General features: G+C 69.5%; 19 protein-coding genes and 1 tRNA gene. 4 read left to right on the forward strand and 16 right to left on the reverse strand.

All coding sequences use genetic code 11. The annotated features are described in order from the left end of the window. Nucleotides 1-102 precede the first annotated feature (102 nt). The 4 genes from ABZ624_RS13185 to ABZ624_RS13200 form a co-directional block, all read right to left on the reverse strand. Nucleotides 103-175: transfer RNA gene (locus ABZ624_RS13185), tRNA-His, on the reverse strand. Nucleotides 176-279: 104 nt separating this feature from the next. Then, the gene (orn, locus tag ABZ624_RS13190) at nt 280-882 is read right to left on the reverse strand and encodes an oligoribonuclease (RefSeq protein ID WP_360086408.1); all 603 of its coding nucleotides are present in this window, start codon (nt 880-882) and stop codon (nt 280-282) included. A gap of 187 nt (nt 883-1,069) precedes the next feature. After that, nucleotides 1,070-2,287 (reverse strand): helix-turn-helix domain-containing protein, encoded by a 1,218-nt coding sequence (locus tag ABZ624_RS13195; protein WP_360086411.1) that lies wholly within the window; start codon nt 2,285-2,287, stop codon nt 1,070-1,072. Nucleotides 2,288-2,666: 379 nt separating this feature from the next. Then, complete coding sequence (locus ABZ624_RS13200) at nt 2,667-2,957, reverse strand: hypothetical protein (protein WP_360086414.1); 291 nt, start codon at nt 2,955-2,957, stop codon at nt 2,667-2,669. A 315-nt stretch (nt 2,958-3,272) separates the two neighbouring features. Here ABZ624_RS13200 and ABZ624_RS13205 point away from each other — a divergent pair, with 315 nt between their 5' ends. Continuing rightward, a complete protein-coding gene (locus tag ABZ624_RS13205) occupies nt 3,273-3,800 on the forward strand; it encodes a universal stress protein (RefSeq protein ID WP_360086417.1) in 528 nt (175 codons plus the stop codon). A gap of 136 nt (nt 3,801-3,936) precedes the next feature. Further along, nucleotides 3,937-4,497, forward strand: coding sequence for a GPR1/FUN34/YaaH family transporter (locus ABZ624_RS13210; protein ID WP_360086420.1), 561 nt, complete (start codon nt 3,937-3,939; stop codon nt 4,495-4,497). Between the two features lie 71 nt (nt 4,498-4,568). Here ABZ624_RS13210 and glmS read toward each other — a convergent pair whose 3' ends face one another. Then, nucleotides 4,569-6,386 carry a glutamine--fructose-6-phosphate transaminase (isomerizing) gene (gene glmS / locus ABZ624_RS13215; RefSeq protein ID WP_360086423.1) on the reverse strand — a complete coding sequence of 606 codons (1,818 nt, stop codon included), beginning with the start codon at nt 6,384-6,386 and terminating at the stop codon, nt 4,569-4,571. A 12-nt stretch (nt 6,387-6,398) separates the two neighbouring features. Beyond that, nucleotides 6,399-6,656, reverse strand: a complete 258-nt coding sequence (locus tag ABZ624_RS13220; protein ID WP_031159739.1) for a hypothetical protein — start codon at nt 6,654-6,656, stop codon at nt 6,399-6,401. Nucleotides 6,657-6,822: 166 nt separating this feature from the next. Here ABZ624_RS13220 and ABZ624_RS13225 point away from each other — a divergent pair, with 166 nt between their 5' ends. Further along, the gene (locus ABZ624_RS13225; RefSeq protein WP_360086426.1) at nt 6,823-8,388 is read left to right on the forward strand and encodes a metallophosphoesterase family protein; all 1,566 of its coding nucleotides are present in this window, start codon (nt 6,823-6,825) and stop codon (nt 8,386-8,388) included. 177 nt (nt 8,389-8,565) lie between these two features. Here ABZ624_RS13225 and ABZ624_RS13230 read toward each other — a convergent pair whose 3' ends face one another. Next, nucleotides 8,566-8,712, reverse strand: a complete 147-nt coding sequence (locus ABZ624_RS13230) for a hypothetical protein (RefSeq protein ID WP_360086429.1) — start codon at nt 8,710-8,712, stop codon at nt 8,566-8,568. Between the two features lie 17 nt (nt 8,713-8,729). Here ABZ624_RS13230 and ABZ624_RS13235 point away from each other — a divergent pair, with 17 nt between their 5' ends. Then, complete coding sequence (locus tag ABZ624_RS13235) at nt 8,730-10,334, forward strand: beta-N-acetylhexosaminidase (protein WP_360086432.1); 1,605 nt, start codon at nt 8,730-8,732, stop codon at nt 10,332-10,334. Here ABZ624_RS13235 and ABZ624_RS13240 read toward each other — a convergent pair. From ABZ624_RS13240 to ABZ624_RS13280, 9 genes are all read right to left on the reverse strand, one after another. Beyond that, complete coding sequence (locus tag ABZ624_RS13240) at nt 10,298-11,041, reverse strand: hypothetical protein (protein WP_360086435.1); 744 nt, start codon at nt 11,039-11,041, stop codon at nt 10,298-10,300. The two genes, ABZ624_RS13235 and ABZ624_RS13240, sit on opposite strands and share 37 nt — an antisense overlap. A 42-nt stretch (nt 11,042-11,083) precedes the next feature. After that, on the reverse strand, nt 11,084-12,853 hold the full coding sequence (locus ABZ624_RS13245; RefSeq protein ID WP_360086438.1) for an IucA/IucC family siderophore biosynthesis protein: 1,770 nt from the start codon (nt 12,851-12,853) through the stop codon (nt 11,084-11,086). After that, nucleotides 12,850-13,395 (reverse strand): GNAT family N-acetyltransferase, encoded by a 546-nt coding sequence (locus ABZ624_RS13250; protein ID WP_360086441.1) that lies wholly within the window; start codon nt 13,393-13,395, stop codon nt 12,850-12,852. Before ABZ624_RS13250 ends, ABZ624_RS13245 begins: the two co-directional genes overlap by 4 nt. Beyond that, complete coding sequence (locus tag ABZ624_RS13255; protein ID WP_360086444.1) at nt 13,392-14,678, reverse strand: lysine N(6)-hydroxylase/L-ornithine N(5)-oxygenase family protein; 1,287 nt, start codon at nt 14,676-14,678, stop codon at nt 13,392-13,394. The genes ABZ624_RS13250 and ABZ624_RS13255 overlap by 4 nt, the downstream gene beginning before the upstream one ends. Next, entirely contained in the window at nt 14,662-16,104 is a 1,443-nt protein-coding gene (gene desA, locus ABZ624_RS13260) for a lysine decarboxylase DesA (RefSeq protein ID WP_360086446.1), read from the reverse strand. Before desA ends, ABZ624_RS13255 begins: the two co-directional genes overlap by 17 nt. Nucleotides 16,105-16,218: 114 nt before the next feature. Further along, nucleotides 16,219-17,040 carry a siderophore-interacting protein gene (locus ABZ624_RS13265; RefSeq protein ID WP_360086449.1) on the reverse strand — a complete coding sequence of 274 codons (822 nt, stop codon included), beginning with the start codon at nt 17,038-17,040 and terminating at the stop codon, nt 16,219-16,221. A gap of 10 nt (nt 17,041-17,050) precedes the next feature. Further along, nucleotides 17,051-18,097, reverse strand: a complete 1,047-nt coding sequence (locus ABZ624_RS13270) for an ABC transporter substrate-binding protein (protein WP_360086452.1) — start codon at nt 18,095-18,097, stop codon at nt 17,051-17,053. 115 nt (nt 18,098-18,212) lie between these two features. Beyond that, a complete protein-coding gene (locus ABZ624_RS13275; RefSeq protein ID WP_360086455.1) occupies nt 18,213-18,629 on the reverse strand; it encodes a hypothetical protein in 417 nt (138 codons plus the stop codon). 590 nt (nt 18,630-19,219) lie between these two features. After that, the gene (locus ABZ624_RS13280) at nt 19,220-20,380 is read right to left on the reverse strand and encodes an acyl-CoA dehydrogenase family protein (protein WP_360086458.1); all 1,161 of its coding nucleotides are present in this window, start codon (nt 20,378-20,380) and stop codon (nt 19,220-19,222) included. Nucleotides 20,381-20,384 lie beyond the last annotated feature (4 nt).

Here is a 20,384-nt window from a genome sequence, read left to right on the forward strand (position 1 = left end):
CGTCGGCTCCGTTGCCCCAGCCGTCTCTGCGGTACGGAGCTGGTGACAAAAGAATCAGCCGGTGACTCCGTCTCTCGACGGTGTCACCGGCTGATCGGTGAGGGTGAGTGACGGGACTCGAACCCGCGGCATCCTGGACCACAACCAGGTGCTCTACCAGCTGAGCTACACCCACCATGACCGGCGGTGGAACTTGTCGTTTCCCCGACCGGCCGAGAAGAAGTCTACAGGGTCCGAAGGGGTGCTCGCGCACACGTTTTCGCGAGCCCCTCTTCAGAGCTACTGCGCGGGCAGGACGTGTTTGGCGGCGATCGCCTTCGCGGTGTCGGAGTCCGGGCCGGGCTGCGGGACGAAGATGGCCTCGCGGTAGTAGCGCAGCTCGGCGATCGACTCGCGGATGTCGGCGAGGGCCCGGTGGTTGCCGTTCTTCTCCGGGCTGTTGAAGTACGCCCTCGGGTACCAGCGCCGGGCCAGCTCCTTGACGGAGGAGACGTCGACGATCCGGTAGTGCAGCCAGTCCTCCAGGGTCGGCATGTCGCGCAGCAGGAATCCGCGGTCGGTGCCGACGGAGTTGCCGCACAGCGGGGCCTTGCCGGGCTCCTTCACGTACTCCTTCACATACGCGAGGACCTGCTCCTCGGCGTCCTGGAGGGTCGTACCGTTCCCCAGTTCGGCGAGCAGTCCGGACGCGGTGTGCATCTGACGCACCACCTCCGGCATCGTCTCCAGCGCCTGCTCCGGCGGCCGGATGACGATGTCCACCCCCTCGCCGAGTACGTTCAGCTCGGAGTCGGTGACGAGGGCGGCCACCTCGATGAGAGCGTCGTCGGACAGCGAGAGGCCGGTCATCTCGCAGTCGATCCACACCATGCGATCGTTCATGCGACCACCCTAAAGCGGGCCTGAGCTTTTGTGGCGCCCTGTGCTGGTGCAGAGCTTGCCGGGGGCTGCGCCCGCAGACCCCGCTGTCGGCCTTCGGCCTCGTCCTCAAGCGCCGGGCGGGCTGGTTTTCACCGGCCTGCACCGAAAAGAGAGGGGGCGAGTGTGTGCTCGCCCCCTTCCCTTCCGCTCAGCTACCGGCCCGTGGCCCCGGCAGCAGCCCCACCGCGCCCGCCGCCGTGCGGCGGCTCTGCATCGGTACGCCGCTGTCGCGGTCCGGGTGCAGTACGGGTGCGTGGCCCATCGGGCCGGGACCCGCGAGGCCCATGGGCGGGCCCGGCTGCCCGGACGCGGACATCGGCGGCTCCGTGTCGGCCGGCTTGTCGCTCTGCGGCCTGCGGGCCCGGTAGGCGGCCCGGTAGGCGGCGGGGGACGAGCCGAGCTGGCGGCGGAAGTGCCCGCGCAGCGCGACGGGGGAGCGGAAGCCGCACCGGCCCGCCACCTCGTCCACGGAGTAGTCCGACGTCTCCAGCAGGCGCTGGGCCTGGAGCACCCGCTGCGTGATCAGCCACTGCAGCGGCGCGCTGCCCGTCAGCGAGCGGAACCGGCGGTCGAACGTACGGCGGCTCATATAGGCGCGTGCCGCCAGGGTCTCCACGTCGAACTGCTCGTGGAGGTGTTCCAGCGCCCAGGCGACGACCTCGGCCAGCGGGTCGGCGCCGATCTCCTCTGGTAAAGACCGATCGAGGTAGCGCTCCTGGCCGCCCGATCGGCGCGGTGGGACCACCAGGCGCCGGGCGAGCGCGCCGGCCGCCTCGTTGCCGTGGTCCGTCCGCACGATGTGGAGACAGAGATCGATTCCGGCCGCCGTACCCGCCGACGTGAGCACATCGCCGTCGTCGACGAACAGCTCCCGCGGATCGACGTGCACCGACGGATAGCGCTTGGCCAGCGTCGGCGCGTACATCCAGTGGGTGGTCGCCGGGCGGCCGTCCAGCAGTCCGGCCGCCGCGAGCACGAACGCGCCCGTGCACAGCCCGACGATCCGGGCACCCTCCTCATGCGCCCGGCGCAGCGCGTCGAGCGCTTCCTCCGGTGGCGGCGCGGTGATCGAACGCCAGGCCGGTACGACGACCGTCCCGGCGCGCGATATCGCCTCCAGCCCATGCGGTGCGGTGAGTTCCAGGCCCCCTGTGGTCCGCAGCGGGCCCTCTTCTCCGGCGCACACCAGCAGTCGGTAGCGCGGGACGCCGGCGTCCTGGCGGTCGATTCCGAACACCGACAGCGGAATGGAACTCTCGAAGATGGGGCCGCCGCTGAACAGCAGCACCGCGACGATCTCCTTGCGGCGACGTCCGGAAAGTTTCCGGGCCGCGGCTTCCGGCGCGGCAGTGGAGTCGTGGCTCATACTGCTAAGCCCCCCTCGGTGGTCGCGGCTCCTCGGTTGTGTCGCTCCTGCACGTTTCCCCTCGGTCCTGCACGAGTCCCCCGCCGTAAAGACAGTCAAGATCGAATCTACTGGCTCCCGCGGTCTCACGGTGACCAGTTCCACACGCCCCAGATTGTCGACATGACAACTTGGCGTGAAGCATTCGATCACGAAGCGTTGCACTCGCGGAGCGTGGAGGGAAGTGCGCCTTGTCGCAGTGGCCAAACCGCGTAGGGTGCGCAACTGCCCGTAGACCCTTTCCGTGCAGGTCGAACGGGGGTTGAAGGGTGCTCGGAGGCCCTGTGGGGTGACATTCAGAAGTTGGCTGAAAAGATGCGTTCGGGGGTATGGAAACCGGTCAGTCGACCGGTGTCCGTCGGCGGGTGTGACGTCCGCCTCTTTGCTTCGGGCAACGCCTGCGGCCGCGAGCGCTCCGTTCGGCGCACCGCTCGGAGCGGCGCAGCAGGAGCCGGCACACCGCCGTGACGGCGGCCAGGCCCAGCGCCGCGCCCGCCGCGCCGGCCAGCGAGGTGCCGTACCAGACCAGCACCACGGGGACGAGGACGCAGCTGAAGGCGGCCCAGCGGATCACATCGCTCACGGTGTCCGGCGCGGGATGCGGATCGGAGGTGGATCGGGGACCGGGCATCACTCGTACTCCCTGTGGCGGTGGCTCACCCGGTTCAACGTCTGTTCGAGCGGTCGGTCACCGGCCGTACGTCTGTGAATCCTGAGCAAACCGCCTGTACGGGGCAGCAACCATTGCGTTACGGGCGCGGCTCGTGCATGCTCCGGTGAACCCCTCCGGGTGTCGGGGACCGCTTACGGAGCGTGCGCGGGAACTGGGCCCGGAAGGCGTGCCGCCGTACCCTTGGGGGTATGGGGTTGGGAAGATGTTTCCCGGACACAGCTCCGCCGCACACTGTCGTCCCACCCATAAAAGGATCACAACGCCGAGACAGCCATGGCCGGTCACGAATTCTTCGAACCCGCGGACCGCAAGCGGCCGGTCGCCGACCCCACGGCGGCCGATCCCCTGGCGGCGGAAGAGCCACGCCCCTCGTGCGACCCCGCCTTCCGGCACGGAGTCGTCGTCGGCTTCGACGGCTCCACCTCCAGTGAACGCGCCCTGGCCTACGCCATCGGCATGGCCCACCGCTCCCACGCCGGCCTGATCATCGTCCATGTCGCCAACCGGCTGCCGACCACCGTGTGGGCCGGCTGCGAGCCGCCCGTCTTCGTCGACGTGCCGGACCACCGCACCGAGGTCCTCGGGCTGGAGCTGGCGTGCGCGGACTATCTGTCCGAGGTGCCGTGGATCCTGGTGGAGCGCGGCGGCGACATCTGCCACGAGCTGGAAGAGGTCGGCAAGGAGTACGAGGCGGACGCGATCGTCGTCGGCTCCACCCACGGCATCGTCGGCCGGATCTTCGGCTCCGTCGCGGGGCGGCTCGCCAAGCGGGCCCGGCGGCCCGTGATCGTCATTCCCTGACGCTCCCAACTCCCTGGCGCGGTACGGCGACTCCCTTTGTGCAGCGCGAAACTACTGGCGCGTAGAGGTGGTTTGTGCCCTTGTGAAGGGCATACATCGGTCACCGCACAACTGCACGACATGAAGGGAGCCCGCTGTGGACAACGAAGTCTCCGCGGGAAGCGGAAGCACCACCGTGGTCGGCCGACTCGCCCTGGGGATAACCCTGCTGGCGTTCGGGCTCGGTACCACCGGAGTGATCCACGGAGTGGCGGCGTCCGACGCCGTGTCACTGGCCCACTATGTGGGCGGAGTTGCCCTGTTCCTCGTCGGCCTGCTGGCCTTCCGCGGCGGTGACGCCGCCTCCGGTACGGGCTTCGTGGCCCTCGGCGCACTGTGGTTCACCTGGGCCGTCGCGGGCCACTCGTCCGCCGACGGAGCCGGGCTCTTCCTGCTTCTGTTCGCCCTCGTGGCGCTCACCCTGACCCTCGCCGGCGGGGACGGCCTCGGCCAGGTCGTGCACGGGCTGCTGTTCCTGGCGATGCTGGTGCTGGCGGTCGCGGCCTTCGCCGACAGCTCCTCCCTGGCCAAGGCCGGCGGCTGGGTCGCCGCGGTCTCCGGTGCGGTGGCCTGGTACGCGGCGACGGCCGCGCTGGCCCACTGGCCGACGACGCTTCCGGGGCGTGCCGCCGGCCGGGGGGTGACGGCCACCGGCTGATTCCCAGCGGCACCGGAAGGACCCCCACGTGCTCGGTGGCACACGTGGGGGTCCTTTCTGTCGTCGCGGTACTACTCCACCGTCACCGACTTGGCCAGGTTGCGCGGCTTGTCGATGTCCCGGCCCAGGGCCTTCGCCGTGTGGTACGCCAGCAGCTGCAGCGGGATGCCCATCAGGATGGGGTCGAGCTCGTCCTCGTTCTTCGGGACGACGATCGTCTGGTCGGCCTTGTCCTGGTGCTGGTGGGCCACCGCGAGGATCTTGCCGCTGCGGGCCTTGATCTCCTCCAGGGCCGCGCGGTTCTTCTCCAGCAGGTCGTCGTCGGGGACGATCGCCACCGTCGGCAGGGCCGGCTCGATCAGGGCCAGCGGGCCGTGCTTCAGCTCGGAGGCGGGGTAGGCCTCGGCGTGGATGTAGGAGACCTCCTTGAGCTTCAGGGAGGCCTCGCGGGCCACCGGATAGCCCCGGACACGGCCGATGAAGAGCATCGAGCGGGCGTCGGCGTACAGCTCGGCCAGCTCCTTGATCTGCTCCTCCTGCTTGAGGATCTCGGTGATCTGCTCGGGCAGCCTGCGCAGGCCCTCGATGATCCGCTTGCCGTCGCGGACCGAGAGGTCACGGGTGCGGCCGAGGTGCAGGGCGAGCAGCGCGAAGGCCACCGTCATGTTGGTGAAGCACTTCGTCGAGACCACGCAGACCTCGGGGCCCGCGTGGACGTAGATGCCGGCGTCCGCCTCGCGGGCGATCGCCGAGCCGACCACGTTGACGACGCCGAAGACCCGGGCGCCCTTGCGCTTCAGCTCCTGGACGGCGGCGAGCACGTCGTACGTCTCACCGGACTGGGAGACGGCGACGTACAGGGTGTCGGGGTCGACGACCGCGTTGCGGTAGCGGAACTCGGAGGCCGGCTCGGCGTCGGCGGGGATGCGGGCCAGCTCCTCGATCATCTGGGCGCCGATCATGCCCGCGTGGTACGAGGTGCCGCAGCCGAGGATCTTCACCCGGCGGATCTGCCGGGCCTCGCGCGCGTCCAGGTTCAGGCCGCCGAGGTGCACGGTGGAGAAGCGGTCGTCGATGCGGCCGCGCAGCACGCGGTCCACGGCGTCGGCCTGCTCGAAGATCTCCTTGTGCATGTAGGTGTCGTGGCCGCCCATGTCGTACGACTCGGCCTCCCACTCCACGGTCGTGGGCTCGGCGGTGGTGCGGGTGCCCTCGGTGGTGTAGGTGCGGAAGTCGTCGGCCTTGAGCGTGGCCATCTCGCCGTCGTCGAGGGTCACTATCTGGCGGGTGTGGGTGACCAGCGCGGCGATGTCGGAGGCGACGAACATCTCCTTCTCGCCGATGCCGAGGACCACCGGGGAGCCGTTGCGGGCCACCACGATCCGGTCGGGGAAGTCGGCGTGCAGGACGGCGATGCCGTAGGTGCCCTCGATCACGCGGACCGCCTGGCGGACCTTGTCCTCCAGCTTCTCGGCCGTGGCACGGGCGATGAGGTGGGTGAGCACCTCGGTGTCGGTCTCGGAGAGGAACTCGACGCCGTCCGCCTCCAGCTTGCGGCGCAGGTCGGCAGCGTTGTCGATGATGCCGTTGTGGACGACGGCGACCTTGTTGTCGGCCGACATGTGCGGATGGGCGTTGACGTCGGAGGGGGCGCCGTGGGTGGCCCAGCGGGTGTGGGCGATGCCGGTGGTGCCCTTGAAACGCGCCGGGACCTTGGCCTCCAGGTCGCGCACCCGGCCCTTGGCCTTGACCATCTTCAGGCCGGCCGCCTTCGGGGAGGTGACGACGATGCCCGCGGAGTCGTAGCCGCGGTACTCCAGCCGCTGCAGCCCTTCGAGCAGCAGCGGGGCTACGTCACGCTTCCCGATGTATCCGACAATTCCGCACATGTATGGGTATTCCTAGCCGTAGACGATGCGGCGCAGCTGCCGGAGCGTCAGCTCGGGCGGTGCCACCGCTCGGTACTTGAGGTCCGCCGAGACCCGTTCGAAGATCTCGGCGTTGACCAGGCCCTGGGCCTGCAGTTCACGGTGACGGCGACGGACGTAGTCCTCCGTCGACTCGTCGAAGTAGGCGAGCACGTCCTGGATCACCCGCAGCGCCTCGCCCCTGGCCAGGGGCGTGGACCGCGTCAGGTGATCAACCAGTTCGTCGTGCACCCGGTAGATCCTGGGGTACGGGACCCGGTTTCGCAAGGAGCGTGCCCGATTTCGGGCAGACCTCCGCCGTGAGTGCTGTTGGATCTCTGTTCGCAAGCCGTCCACTCTGTGTCCTGCATCTCGTTGCCGGGACCCACGAGTTTCGGACGCCATGGACATTCCTCGTATGGGAGTACCCGAGAAGCTGGCCGAGCGCATGAGCATGGCCGAGCAGCACGAGTACCTGCGCGCCAGATTCTCGCGGCGCAACCTGATCAGAGGTGGCGCGGTCACGCTGGGCGCCGTCGCGGGTGGCGCGTTCGTGCCGGGCGCCACCGCCCGGGCGGCCGTGCCGACGCAGGCCACCGCCCCCGCCGCCGAGACGGTCGACGGCGCCCTCGTCGCCCCCTTCGGCCGCCACCTCGCCTACGGCAACGACCCTCGCACGGAGATGACCGTCTCCTGGCAGGTCCCGGTCGCCGTGAAGAAGCCGTTCATCCGCATCGGCGCCCACCCCTGGGACCTCTCCCGCAAGATCGAGGCCGAGGTCCGCAGCCTCTACACGCCGGCCGGCGTCGGCGCGAGCGGCGACCACACGCAGTACTACCTGCACGCCCGGCTCACTCACCTGCGGCCCGGCAGGACCTACTACTACGGCGTCGGCCACGAGGGCTTCGACCCGGCCGAGCGGCACCTGCTGGGCACCCTGGGCACCTTCACCACCGCCCCCGCCCACAAGGCGCCGTTCACCTTCACCGCCTTCGGCGACCAGGGCGTCAGCTATCACGCCCTGGCCAACGACAGCCTGATCCTGGGCCAGAACCCGGCCTTCCATCTGCATGCCGGCGACATCGCCTACGGCGACCCGGCCGGCCAGGGCAAGACCACCGACACCGGCTTCGACTCACGCACCTGGGACCAGTTCCTGTACCAGACCGAGTCGGTCGCCAAGCAGATCCCGTGGATGGTCTCGTACGGCAACCACGACATGGAGGCCTGGTACTCGCCCAACGGCTACGGCGGCGAGGAGGCCCGCTGGACCCTTCCGGACAACGGCCCGGACGCGAAGAACCTGCCCGGCGTCTACTCCTTCGTCCACGGCAACACCGCGGTCATCTCGCTGGACCCGAACGACGTCTCCTTCGAGATCCCGGCGAACCTGGGCATATCCGGCGGAACTCAAACCAACTGGTTCGAGGCCCAGCTGAAGAAGTACCGGGCCTGTGAGGACATCGACTTCATCGTCGTGTTCTTCCACCACTGCGCGTACTGCACGTCCACGGCGCACGCCTCGGAGGGGGGCGTGCGCCAGGAGTGGGTGCCGCTGTTCGAGAAGTACCAGGTGGACCTGGTCATCAACGGCCACAACCACCAGTACGAGCGCACCGACGTCATCAAGGCCGGCCAGGTCACCAAGAAGCTGCCGATCGGCGGCACCGCCTACCCCGAGACCGAGGGCGTGGTCTACGTCACGGCGGGCGCGGCGGGCCGCAGCCTGTACGCCTTCTCCGCCCCGGACTCCTACGAGGGCCACGAGCACGAGGTGGACTCGGTCGCCTCCTTCATCAACACCAAGGACGGCAAGGTCGACGAGACCGTCACCTGGTCCCGGGTGCGCTACCTCAACTACTCCTTCCTGCGCGTGGACGTCACCCCCGCGCCGAAGGGCCGTCAGACCACCCTGACGGTGTCGGGCATCGCCGAGACCGGCGACCGCATCGACCACTTCACGGTCTCCCGCACGGCGAAGTGAGTCATCCGGCGGGCGGTCCTCACCTCCGCTTGAGGACCGCCTGCTCGGCCAGGGCGAACCCCTCCCCGGCTCCTCCCCGGTCAGGGCCTCGTAGCGCTGGACCAGCGTCCGGGGCCGCCCCTGCTCGCAGGGGACACCGGCCAACGTCCCCAGCGGCAAGGCGAGTTCGCGCCCAGCTCACGGCGGAGCAGGCTCACGTTTCTTCTCCCGGCCCGGGGTGAGCCGCAGGGCATCGCCGTCGAAGGTCCGGGTGCCGTCCTTCTGGATGATTTCCGCCGTGGAGGGATTGTTTCCCCGGATCTGCGGGAGAGTGGTCTCGACCACATCTGAAGGGAGCGCATGTGAGACGCACGCACAGCACGACTCCCCGCACCACCCGCCTGCTCGGATCACTGCTGCTGCTGGTGGCGGCGGCCGGTGTGTTCACGCTCGGCGCCGCCCCCGCGGCGAGAGCGGCCGCCCCCACCCCGCTGGACCGGGTGATCCCGGCACCCGCCTCCGTCACGCCCGGCGGAACGCCGTACCGCATCACGCGGGCGACCGGCGTCCGGGTCGACGACTCCGCCGAGGTCCGCCGGATCGGCGCGTACCTCACCGGCATCCTGCGGCCCTCCACCGGCTACCCGCTGCCGCTCACCGACCACGGCACCGGAGGTATCCGACTCCGCCTCGCACAGGGCGACTTCGGTGCCGAGGGCTACCGGCTGCACAGCGACGCGGGCGGCGTCACCATCACCGCGAGCGCCCCCGCAGGCCTCTTCCACGGCGTGCAGACCCTGCGTCAGCTCCTGCCGGCGGCGGTCGAGAAGAGGACCGTGCAGACCGGCCCCTGGCAGATCGCCGGCGGCACCGTGGAGGACCGCCCCCGCTATTCCTACCGGGGCGCCATGCTGGACGTCTCCCGGCACTTCCTCACCGTCGACCAGGTCAAGCGGTACATCGACCAGTTGGCCCTCTACAAGATCAACGAGCTGCATCTGCACCTCAGCGACGACCAGGGCTGGCGCATCGCCTTGGACTCCTGGCCGCGTCTGGCCACCTACGGCGGCTCCACGGAGGTCGGCGGCGGCACGGGCGGCTACTACACCAAGGCGCAGTACCAGGAGCTCATCCGGTACGCGGCCTCCCGCTATCTGGAGGTCGTCCCCGAAATCGACATGCCCGGCCACACCAACGCGGCCCTCGCCTCCTACGCCGAGCTCAACTGCGACGGCGTGGCACCCCCGCTGTACACCGGTACGAAGGTCGGCTTCAGCTCGCTGTGCGTGCCCAAGCAGGTCACCTACGACTTCGCGGACGACGTGATCCGGGAGCTGGCCGCCCTCACCCCCGGCCGCTACCTCCACATCGCCGGCGACGAGGCGCACTCCACCAGTCACGCCGACTACGTGGCGTTCATGGACCGCGTGCAGCCGATCGTCGCCAAGTACGGCAAGACGGTCATCGGCTGGCACCAGCTCACCGGCGCCCACCCGGTCCCGGGCGCCCTCGCCCAGTACTGGGGCCTGGACAGCACCAGCGCGGCGGAGAAGGACCAGGTCGCCAAGGCCGCCCAGAACGGCACCGGCCTGATCCTCTCCCCTGCGGACCGGATCTACCTCGACATGAAGTACACCAAGGACACCAAGCTGGGCCTGGACTGGGCGGGCCTGGTCGAGGTCAAGCGGTCGTACGACTGGGACCCGGGCGCCTACCTTCCGGGCGCGCCGGCTTCGGCCGTCCGGGGCGTGGAGGCGCCCCTGTGGTCGGAGACCCTGCAGAAGTCCGCCGACATCGAGTACATGGCGTTCCCCCGCCTGCCCGGCGCCGCCGAACTGGGCTGGTCCCCGGCGGCCACGCACGACTGGGACACGTACAAGGTGCGACTGGCGGCCCAGGGCCCGCGCTGGGACGCCCTGGGCATCACCTACTACCACTCACCCCAGGTCCCCTGGCCGGCGAACTGACCACACGCCGACGGACACCCCGGAGGACCGCACTCCGGGGTGCCCGTCCGTCTTCGGAGCCGGCTGCCGAAGCAGGCCGGCTGGAGCTCGTCTCTCACGCGCGCCCAGGTATGGGTGTCCAGGGCGTCGTGGGGTCCGAGGCGGGAGAGTTCGGTGCCGTCGCGGGCCAGGGCCGCGATGACGGGACGGACTCCGCGGCCGGTGGCGCGGGGAGACGTCCAGACGGCGATGAGCCTGCGCTGCTCGGGAGCCTCGATCCGGCGGGCACCGATGAGAACATGGCCCACGTCCGGCCCGAGGCGCACGATGTCGCAACCGATCCATGGGGCTGCGGCGGGGGAGTCAGGAGGGTCGAGGCGGTGGGTGAGGCTGAGGGAGCCCGCGGTGTGGCGGACGTCGAGCACATCGACGTCGGCACCGTCGTCTCCCTCTCCATCGCCCCAGCCGCCTCCCAGGTACTGCCACTGCTCGTCGTGCCACTCCAGGAGCTCGGTGTGCTCACGCGTCCGCGATGACTTCGGGCGCCACAGCGCCCAGATCGCCGCGACTCCCGAAGCGGCGTCGACATCGGCCGACACCACGGTCAGCACGCGCCGCGGCATCCACCACGGCTGCGGATCGGCCCTCGCCTGCACCCGCCTCACCACGCCCAGCATGAACGCCTCCCACCAGGGCCCCGCCCACACCGCCGCTCCCCATGCCCGCATGCGCCTGCGATACCCGATGCGCGGGGCCATCAAGCCCCACGCTCAGAACCCGGCGATCGGGTTCTTCAGTGTGCCGATCAGCTGGAGGGCGCCCGAGGGGTCGGTCAGGTCCACCATCTGCTGGTTGTTGCGCAGCTGGAGGCGGTTGAGGCAGGACAGTGCGAACTCGGGGGCGAACATGTCGTACTGGCGGAACCGGTCGGCCAGTTCGGGGTTCGCGTCCTGGTACTCGTGGGTGACCTCGGCGACCGTGCGCCAGAAGGCGTCCTCCTGGAGGATTCCCTCGGCGGCGAGGTGGGCGGCGAGGAAGCGGAAGAAGCAGTCGAAGACGTCCGTGAAGAGCGACAGCAGCTTCTTGTCGTCCGGGACCTCGACGCGGATCCGCCGGACCTCCGGCGGCAGGACCGCGTCCGGGTCCATCACCGCTATCTCCTCGGCGATGTCCTTGTAGACCGCCCGCTGGACCACCCCGTCCTTCAGCACCAGGATCACGTTCTCGCCGTGCGGCATGAAGACGAGGTCGTAGGCGTAGAAGCTGTGCAGGAGCGGGGTGTAGTACGCCCGCAGGTACCGGCGCAGCCACTCCGCCGGCGTAAGTCCCGAGCGGGTGATCAGTGCGCCCGCGAAGGAGGCACCGGTGTGGTCCACGTGCAGCAGGGAGGCCATGGTGGCCAGGGACTCGCCGTCCTGGAGTGAGGGCACCGGGCTCTCCCGCCACAGTGCGGCCAGCATCTTGCGGTAGGGCGAGTAGCGGTCGGTGGCCCGCTCGTACTCCAGATGGCGGTAGCCGACGGCCGCCCGCTCCCGGATGATCGTCAGACCGGTCGACTTCAGCACGGCGTCGTTCTCGATCAGCTGGGCCAGCCAGTCGTTGATGGCCGGGGTCGCCTCCATGTAGGCGGCCGACAGCCCGCGCATGAAGCCCATGTTGAGGACGGACAGGGCCGTCTTGACGTAGTGCTTCCCGGGGTGCGAGGTGTTGAAGAAGGTCCGGATGGACTGCTGGGCCAGGTACTCGTCGTCGCCCTCGCCGAGGCAGACCAGGTGCCGGCGTGCCACCTCGGCGGCGAAGGTGACGGACAGCTTGTTCCACCACTGCCAGGGGTGGACGGGGATGAGGAGGTAGTCGGCGGGGTCGAGGCCCTGGTCGGTCAGCCGGCCGTGGAACCGCTCCACGGTCACCGCCCCCAGCTCCTGCCGGATGAAGTCCTCGTAGGCGATCCCGGCGCCCGCCGTGAACGCGGCCCGCGAGCGGTGCGCGGCCAGCCACACCAGCCGGACGGGGCTCGCGGTCTCGGGGGCGTAGGAGAGGTACTCGTGGATGCCGAATCCGAGCCGGCCGTTGTTCGCGACGAAGCAGGGGTGGCCCTCGGTCATCCCGGTCTCGATCGCCTGGAAGCCGCCGTCCGCCAGCTCCGCGGAGGTAATGCGGGGCTTGGTGAGCTTGTAGCAGGTGCCGGAGAGGGTGGAGGAGATCTCCTCCAGATAGACCGGCAGGATCTCGTCGCTCAGCCCCAGGGACTCCTTCAGCTCGATGAAGAAGTCCAGGGCGGCCGGCGGGAGTTCGGCGCCGTCGCGGTGCCGGGTGATGGACTCCGCGTCGACCTGCCAGTGGTCGAGGGCGCGTCGGACGGCGGAGAAGCGGTAGGAGGTCAGGCCGTCGTCGCTGCGGACGACGTACCCGTCACCCTCCTGCGCGGGCGTGATCAGGCGCTCGTGCGTGAACTCGGCGAGCGCCTTGCGTATCAGCAGCCGGTTGGCGGTCTCCCAGCGCTCGGGGGAGAGGTGGGCCACGGCGTCGGCGACGGTCATGCGGCCACCCCCGTCGCGGCGGCGAACTGCTCGCGCGTGCAGAAGCTCAGCAGCGCCTTCTTCTCCGGCTTCCGGACCTCCCGCTCGGCCACGAACCCGACGGCCTCGTTAAGTGCGTGTACGGCCGTGTTGCGCACGTCCGGCTCGACCACGACACGCTCCACCGCCGGGTCCTCGAAGAGGTGGGCCAGCACCGCGGTGATGACGGACCTGGTGAAACCATGGACGGGCGTGTCGGTCGCCGGGGTGAGGAAGTGCATGCCGATGTCCCCCGGCTGTGCCTCGTACAGGCCGGCCAGCTCGCGGTGCGCGGGGTCGTACTTCTCCATGAGGAAGGCGGGTTCGCCGTCGCGCAGTCCGAGCAGGGCGTGGTGGTGCTCGTCCGCCGCGATCTGCATGTAGGCCCGCTCGACGTCCTCCAGTTTCGCGTCCTGCATCATCCAGAAGGCGGCCTTGGGGTGGGTGACCCAGGAGTGCAGGAGCCCGGCGTCCCGCAGCGGGTCGACGGTGCGGAACGTGAAGGTCGTGTTCGTGCTGGTCATACGGCGAACTCCTGGAATGCGACCGTCTTCTCGACCGGGTAGTACTCGCTGCCGAGCAGCTCGCGGATGATGTACGCGTTGCGGTACGCGCCCATGCCCAGGTCGGGGCTGGTGATGCTGTGGGTGTGGACGCCGGCGTTCTGCAGGAAGACACCGCGGCCGGTGACGTCGATGGCGTAGTTGCGGGCGACGTCGAAGCGGCCGTGGCCGTCGAAGCGGAGGCGGTCCCGGATCGGGGCGAGGAAGGCCGGGGGCTCGTAGTGGTAGCCGGTGGCCAGCAGCAGGCCCTCCGTGCGGATCTCGAAGTCCTTGTCCTGCTCGTCCTGGTGGAAGCCGAGGGTGTAGGTGCCGCTCTCGTAACGCGCGCTCTTCAGTGTGGAGTTGGTGAGGAGGCGGGTGGGGACCGGGCGGTCACCGCTGACGGCGTTCTTCTGGTAGAGCAGGTCGAAGATCGCGTCGATCAGATCCGAGTTGATGCCCTTGAACAGGCCCTTCTGCTGCTTCTCCAGCCGGTAACGGGTCTCCTCGGGCAGCGCGCGGAAGTAGTCGATGTAGTCCGGGGAGGTCATCTCCAGGGTCAGTTTGGTGTATTCGAGGGGGAAGAACCGCGGGGAGCGGGTGACCCAGTTGAGCTGGTAGCCGTGGACGTCGATCTCGGCGAGCAGCTCGTGGTAGATCTCTGCGGCGCTCTGGCCGCTGCCGACGATCGTGATCGACTTCTTCGTCTGCAGCTCCGTCTTGCGGTGCATGTACTGGGAGTTGTGCAGGACGGCGTCACCGCCGAGCCCCGCGCAGGCGGGCGGTACGTGGGGGACCGTGCCGGTGCCGAGGACCAGGCGCCGGGCGCGGTAGGTGCCGCCGTTCCCGGTGCGGACGACGTACAGCTCGTCCTCGTACGTCACCTCCGTGACCGTCGTGTCGAACCGGACGCTGCTCAGCTTGCTCGCCGCCCAGCGGCAGTAGTCGTCGTACTCGACCCGCAGCGGATAGAAGTTCTCGCGGATGTAGAACGAGTACAGTCTGCCTTTCTCCTTCAGGTAGTTGAGGAAGGAGTACGGCGAGGTCGGGTCGGCGAGGGTGACCAGGTCCGACATGAACGGGGTCTGCAGGTGGGCGCCGTCCAGGAACATCCCGGCGTGCCACTCGAAGTCCGGCTTGGAGTCCAGGAAGACGCCGTCCAGACCGGCGATGGGTTCGGTGAGGCAGGCGAGGCCGAGGTTGAAGGGGCCCAGCCCGATCCCCACGAAGTCATGAACACGGGTGGCTTCAGGAAGCGCGGTCAAGGGACTCTCCCAGGTACTGCTCGGCGTGGTCGGCGATCAGGTCGAGGACGGCGGCGATGTCGGCCGCCCGTGTCTCGGGGTTGAGCAGGGTGAACTTCAGGTAGTGACGGCCGCCGACCCTGGTGCCGGCGACCACGGCGTCGCCGGAGGCGAACAGGGCCTTGCGGGCGTAGAGGTTGGCGCGGTCGATCTCGGCCGGGTCGGTGACGGCCGCCGGGATGTAGCGGAAGACGAGGGTGGAGAGGGCGGGCTCGACGACGACGTCGTAGCGGGGGTCGGCGGTGAGCAGCTGCCAGCCCTCGGTCGCCAGGTCGCAGACCGCGTCGAAGAGTTCACCGATGCCGTCGGCGCCCATCACGCGCAGGGTCATCCACAGCTTGAGGGCGTCGAAGCGGCGGGTGGTCTGCAGGGACTTGTCGACCTGGTTGGGGATGCGTTCCTGCACCATGCGGCGCGGATTGAGGTAGTCGGCGTGGTAGGTGGCGTGCCGCAGGGTGGCCGCGTCCTTCACCAGGACGGCGGACGAACTCACCGGCTGGAAGAAGGACTTGTGGTAGTCGACGGTGACCGAGTCGGCGCGCTCGATGCCGTCGATACGGTCCCGGTACTTCAGGGAGGCGAGCAGCCCGCAGCCGTAGGCCGCGTCGACGTGCATCCACACGGCGTACTGGGCGCACAGCCCGGCGATCTCCGGGAGCGGGTCGATGGAGCCGAAGTCGGTGGTGCCGGCGGTGGCGACGACCGCCATGGGCACCAGCCCGTCGCGCCGGCAGCGCTCCAGCTCATGGGCGAGGGCGACGGTCTGCATCCGCTTGTCGTGGTCGACGGGGACGGTGACGACGGAGTCCGGGCCCAGCCCCAGCAGTTTCGCGGACTTCTGCACGCTGAAGTGGCTGACCTCGGAGGCGAAGACACGCAGTTTCGCGAGGCTGTCGCTCTTGGCCTCCTCTCGGGCGAGGAGCAGCGCCTGGAGGTTGGACTGGGTGCCGCCGGAGGTGAACACCCCGTCGGCGGCGGGGCCGAGGCCGATGCGCCAGGCGGTCCAGTCGATGAGCTTGCGCTCGATGAGGGTGCCGCCGGCCGACTGGTCCCAGGTGTCCAGGGAGGAGTTGACCGCGGAGAGCACGGCCTCGCCGAGCACCGCCGGGATGACCACGGGGCAGTTGAGGTGGGCGAGGTAGCGGGGGTGGTGGAAGCAGACGGCGTCCCGGAGGTAGACGTCCTCCAGTTCGTCGAGTGCGGCGGCGGTGTCGCCGAGCGGCCGGTCGAGGTCGATGGCGTCCACGCGGGGGGCGAGGGCGTCCACGGTGACGCCGGTGAACGGACGGTCGGTGGTGGCGAGTTTGGCCGCCACCCGCTCGACTCCTTCGGTCACGGAGCTGCGGTAATGCTCCGCGGTGAGGCCATTGAGCAGGTGCGAGCGCATGTGGGGGTCCTCCGAGGGGACAGTCCGTGCGGGGGTTTCGACTTAGGTTAGCCTAACCTAAGTCATTTGGATCAAGGCATGCCTGACCCGTGACCGGTGTCACTCCAGAGGGAGTTACCCGGCGGCCCGCAGTTGTTCCTCGGTCATCCCCTGCCGCCAGTACCCGACGAAGGTCACCCGCCGCCGGTCGACGCCGCGCTCGCCGACGAAGTGCCGCCGCAGCGCCTTCACGTGCCCCGACTCACCGGCGATCCACACGTAGGGCCGGTCGGCAGCGGGCAGTTGGGCGGCCCGTACGGCATCGACGGCCATGGGGGACCCGTCGTGCCGTACGAGCCACGTGATCTCCGCATCCGCCTCGGTGCGCACGTCCTGGATGTCCCCGGCGTGCGGCACCTCCAGCCAGGCGCGGGCGCGGGCGCCGGCGGGAAGGGATTCGAGGATCGCGGTCGCGGCCGGTACGGCGGTCTCGTCGCCCCACAGGACGACGAGGTCGGCGTCCTCGGGCGGGCGGAAGCGGATCGCGCGGTTGTCGGCGACGGCCGGCCCGAGCAGCAGCACCCGGTCACCGGCGGTCGCCCGGGAGGCCCAGTGGGAGGCGGGGCCCGCCGGGGTGTGCAGGGCGAAGTCGATGTCGATTTCGTCGGGGTCCCGGCGCAGGGACCGCAGTGTGTACGAGCGCATCACGGCCCGTACGTCATCGGGTAGGTCGCGCCAGGCCTGCCACCACCCGTCCCCCAGCTCCAGGGGAACGACGGGCTCCGGCTGACCCGGGTGCGGCAGGAACAGGGAGAGGGACTGGTCCCGTCCGTCGGAGTGGAACCCGTGCAGATCGGCTCCGCCGAAGGTGACACGGACGAGCGACGGTCCCAGCCGCCGGGTCCGTACGACGTGCAGTGAGAAGAAACGGAACGGGGCGGCTACGGCCGTCGTCATCAGGGGCTCCTCAGCTAACCTTCTTGGCCTTCTCCAAGGCCTCGGCCAGGTTGTTCAGCAGCGGCACGCACTTGTCGTACGACAGGATCGGCTCGGGGGAGCGGGGGACGACCTGCCCCGCCTTCACCGCGGGCAGCTTCTTCCAGGTGGGCTTGGTGATGCCGGCGGGCTGGATCGTCGAGGACCGGTCGTCCATCATGATGATGTCGGCCTGGTACTTGTCGACGTTCTCCCAGCTCAGCGACTCGTACCAGCCGCCACTCTGCTTCTTGGCGCTCTCCGGCGGCTCGACGAAGTTCACGCCGAGGGCCTTGAAGTACTCCAGGTCGGCGGAGAGGTTGGTGCCGGAGACGTAGAACAGCTGGTCGCTCGCGCTGCCGGCCATCACCTTGATGCCGGGCTTGGCTTTGGCGGCGGCGCGCAGCCGTGCGGCGGCGGCCTCGAACCGCTTCCTGGCGTCGGTGACCTTCGCGGCCTTCATGTCCGCGCCGAGCGACTCGGCCAGGTCCCACATGCGCTGCAGCGGCTCGGTGAGCTGACGGTCGTAGACGGAGATGCCGACGCTCGGCGCCAGCTGGGCGATCTTCTTCTTGGACTCCTCCGGTACGTACCACAGCGTGCCGGCGTCGTCGAACATCGTGGAGATCAGCACGTCCGGCGCGAGCGACGCGTACTTCTCGATGCTGAACTGGCCCCAGGTGTTGCCGAGGACCGTCACCTTGCTGACGTCCATGTCGCCGGCCTGGACGTCGGGCTTGCCGTCCTTGGTCGTCGTCGGGCCGAAGACGCCCTTGACCTGGATGCCGTAGTCGTAGAGCGCGGCGCCGACCCCGGTGAAGGCGACGATGTCCGCGGGGACCTTGCCGAGCTTCACGGCCGTGCCGCGGTCGTCCTTGAAGGACCAGGGGCCGGACCTGGCCGCCTTCGACCCGCTGCCCGTGCCACTGTCTTTGCCCTTGTCCTCCCCGCAGGCGGTGAGCGCGGCGGCCAGTCCGACGGCGCCGCCCGCGGTGAGAAGGCCGCGGCGAGTGAGGTGGGTGGCACGGGCGTGGGGCATGGGTACGACTGCTTTCGAACGGGGCGAAGCGCCCGCCGGACAGGTTGAAGGTAGGTTAGCCTAACCTCATCTGTTGTCCAGGGGGGCTCTGTTCCTCTGTTCGATGCCCGACGTCTCAGCTCACCCGGAGGGTGGCCTTCCACGGCGCGAGGGTGCGGGGACACGCGTACCCGGGGTCGGCGTGGCACTTCCGTACGACGGAGATGGTGCCGGTACCCGGGCTTTCCGCATGCAGGACCGCGTAGGCGTCACCCGTCGGCCTCATGCCTGCGACCGTCCGGCCCAGGACGCGGGCACCGCCGGCGTTCGGCATGCCCCATGTGTACGTCAGACCCCGCTCGCGGTAGGCCGTCAGCCGGATCTCGGTGTCGTCACCGACCGACCGGGCCACGCTGCGGCCGTTGTCGGCATTGGTCAGGACGAGACGCCCGGCCAGAGCGGAGTGCGGCGCGGCGGAAGCCGCCGTGGTGACCATCGCAGCGGTCACCGCCAGCCCCAGCATCACTCCGGTCGCACACTTCGCGGCTTTCACGGTTACCTCCACAGACAGATGACGGACGCGCTGACCAACGTCGGGCACGCCCGTCACGCAATGCTCTGCCCGGAAAACCACCTGATTCGCCGAACCATGTGCGCGGGTGTCGCCGGCGGTCAGGCCGTGGCGGGCTCGGATTCCCGTTCGCAGCGCGGTAGGAGGCTGTGGCCATGAGCCGTTCCGCGTCGGTGATGGCCCGGGCGCGGAATGTCTGGACTCGGACCAGGACGACACCCGAGCAGAACTCGTCCCTGACGAATTCCGCGAGCACCAGCAGCAGTCCCCTGGTGCCGCCCATATACGCTCCGAGCCCGATCACCGTATAGGCGCCGACCGCCCCGCACCCGAACAAGGAGGTCGCCCAGCCGCTGCGGAGCGCCCGCGGAAGCCGGTCGGCCAGATAGGCGCCGAGAACGGCGACGAGCACCGCGCAGCTGCGGATGTCACCGAACGTCGCTGCGGACAGTGGCGTGGTTTCGGGCGGCGCGTTGTGCGTCCTGCTGTGCGGGTGGCTGGGTGGCTGGGTGGCTGCCCTGGCGCCGGGGCCGGCCCCCGAACACCCGTAACTCCGAAAGCGCGGGGCCGTCTCAGCTCACCAAGCCCAGCTCCCGGGCGATCAGCATCCGCTGGACCTCGCTCGTGCCCTCGCCGATTTCCAGGATCTTGGAGTCGCGCCACATACGGGCCACCGGGTACTCGTTCATGAAGCCGTAGCCGCCGTGGATCTGGGTGGCGTCGCGGGCGTTGTCGACGGCGACGGTGGAGGAGTAGAGCTTGGCGAGGGCCGCCTCCTTCTTGAAGGGTTCGCCGGCCACCAGGCGGGAAGCGGCGTCGCGCCAGGCGAGGCGGGCCGTGTGGGCCTTCATCTCCATGTCGGCGATCTTGAACTGGATGGCCTGGTTGGCACCGATCGGCCTGCCGAAGGCGTGGCGCTCCTTCGCGTACTTCACCGACTCGTCGACGCAGCCCTGCGCGAGGCCGGTCGCCAGCGCCGCGATCGCGATACGGCCCTCGTCGAGGATGCGCAGGAACTGGGCGTAGCCGCGGCCCTCCTCGCCCAGGAGGTTGGCCGCCGGGACGCGTACGTCCTGGAACGACAGCTCACGGGTGTCCGAGGCGTTCCAGCCGACCTTCGAGTAGGGGGCCGCGACCGTGAAGCCCGGTGTGCCGGACGGGACGATGATCGACGAGATCTGCGGCTTGCCGTCGGGCTTGCGGCCGGTCACGGCGGTCACCGTCACCAAGCCCGTGATGTCCGTGCCCGAGTTGGTGATGAAGCACTTCGTGCCGTTGATCACCCATTCGCCGGTGTCCGGGTCCAGGCGGGCCGTCGTACGGGTCGCGCCCGCGTCGCTGCCGCCGTCCGGTTCCGTCAGGCCGAACGCGCCGAGGATCTCGCCCGCGCACAGGCGGGGCAGCCACTCGCGCTTCTGCTCGTCCGTGCCGAAGAGGTGGATCGGCATGGCGCCCAGGGAGACGCCCGCCTCCAGGGTGATCGCCACCGACGAGTCGACCCTCGCCAGTTCCTCCAGGGCGATGCCGAGGGCCAGATAGTCGCCGCCCATGCCGCCGTACTCCTCCGGGAACGGCAGCCCGAACAGGCCCATGCGGCCCATCTCGCGGACGATCTCGTACGGGAACTCGTGCCGCTCGTAGAAGTCGCCGATCTTCGGCGCCACCACGTCGTGCGCGAACTCCTCAACTGTACGGCGGAGTTCCTCCAGCTCGGGGCTGAGACGGTGGTCCATGCTG

It is taken from the genome of Streptomyces sp. NPDC007205, from assembly GCF_040634095.1.
In the GTDB taxonomy this organism is placed as follows: Bacteria; Actinomycetota; Actinomycetes; order Streptomycetales; family Streptomycetaceae; genus Streptomyces.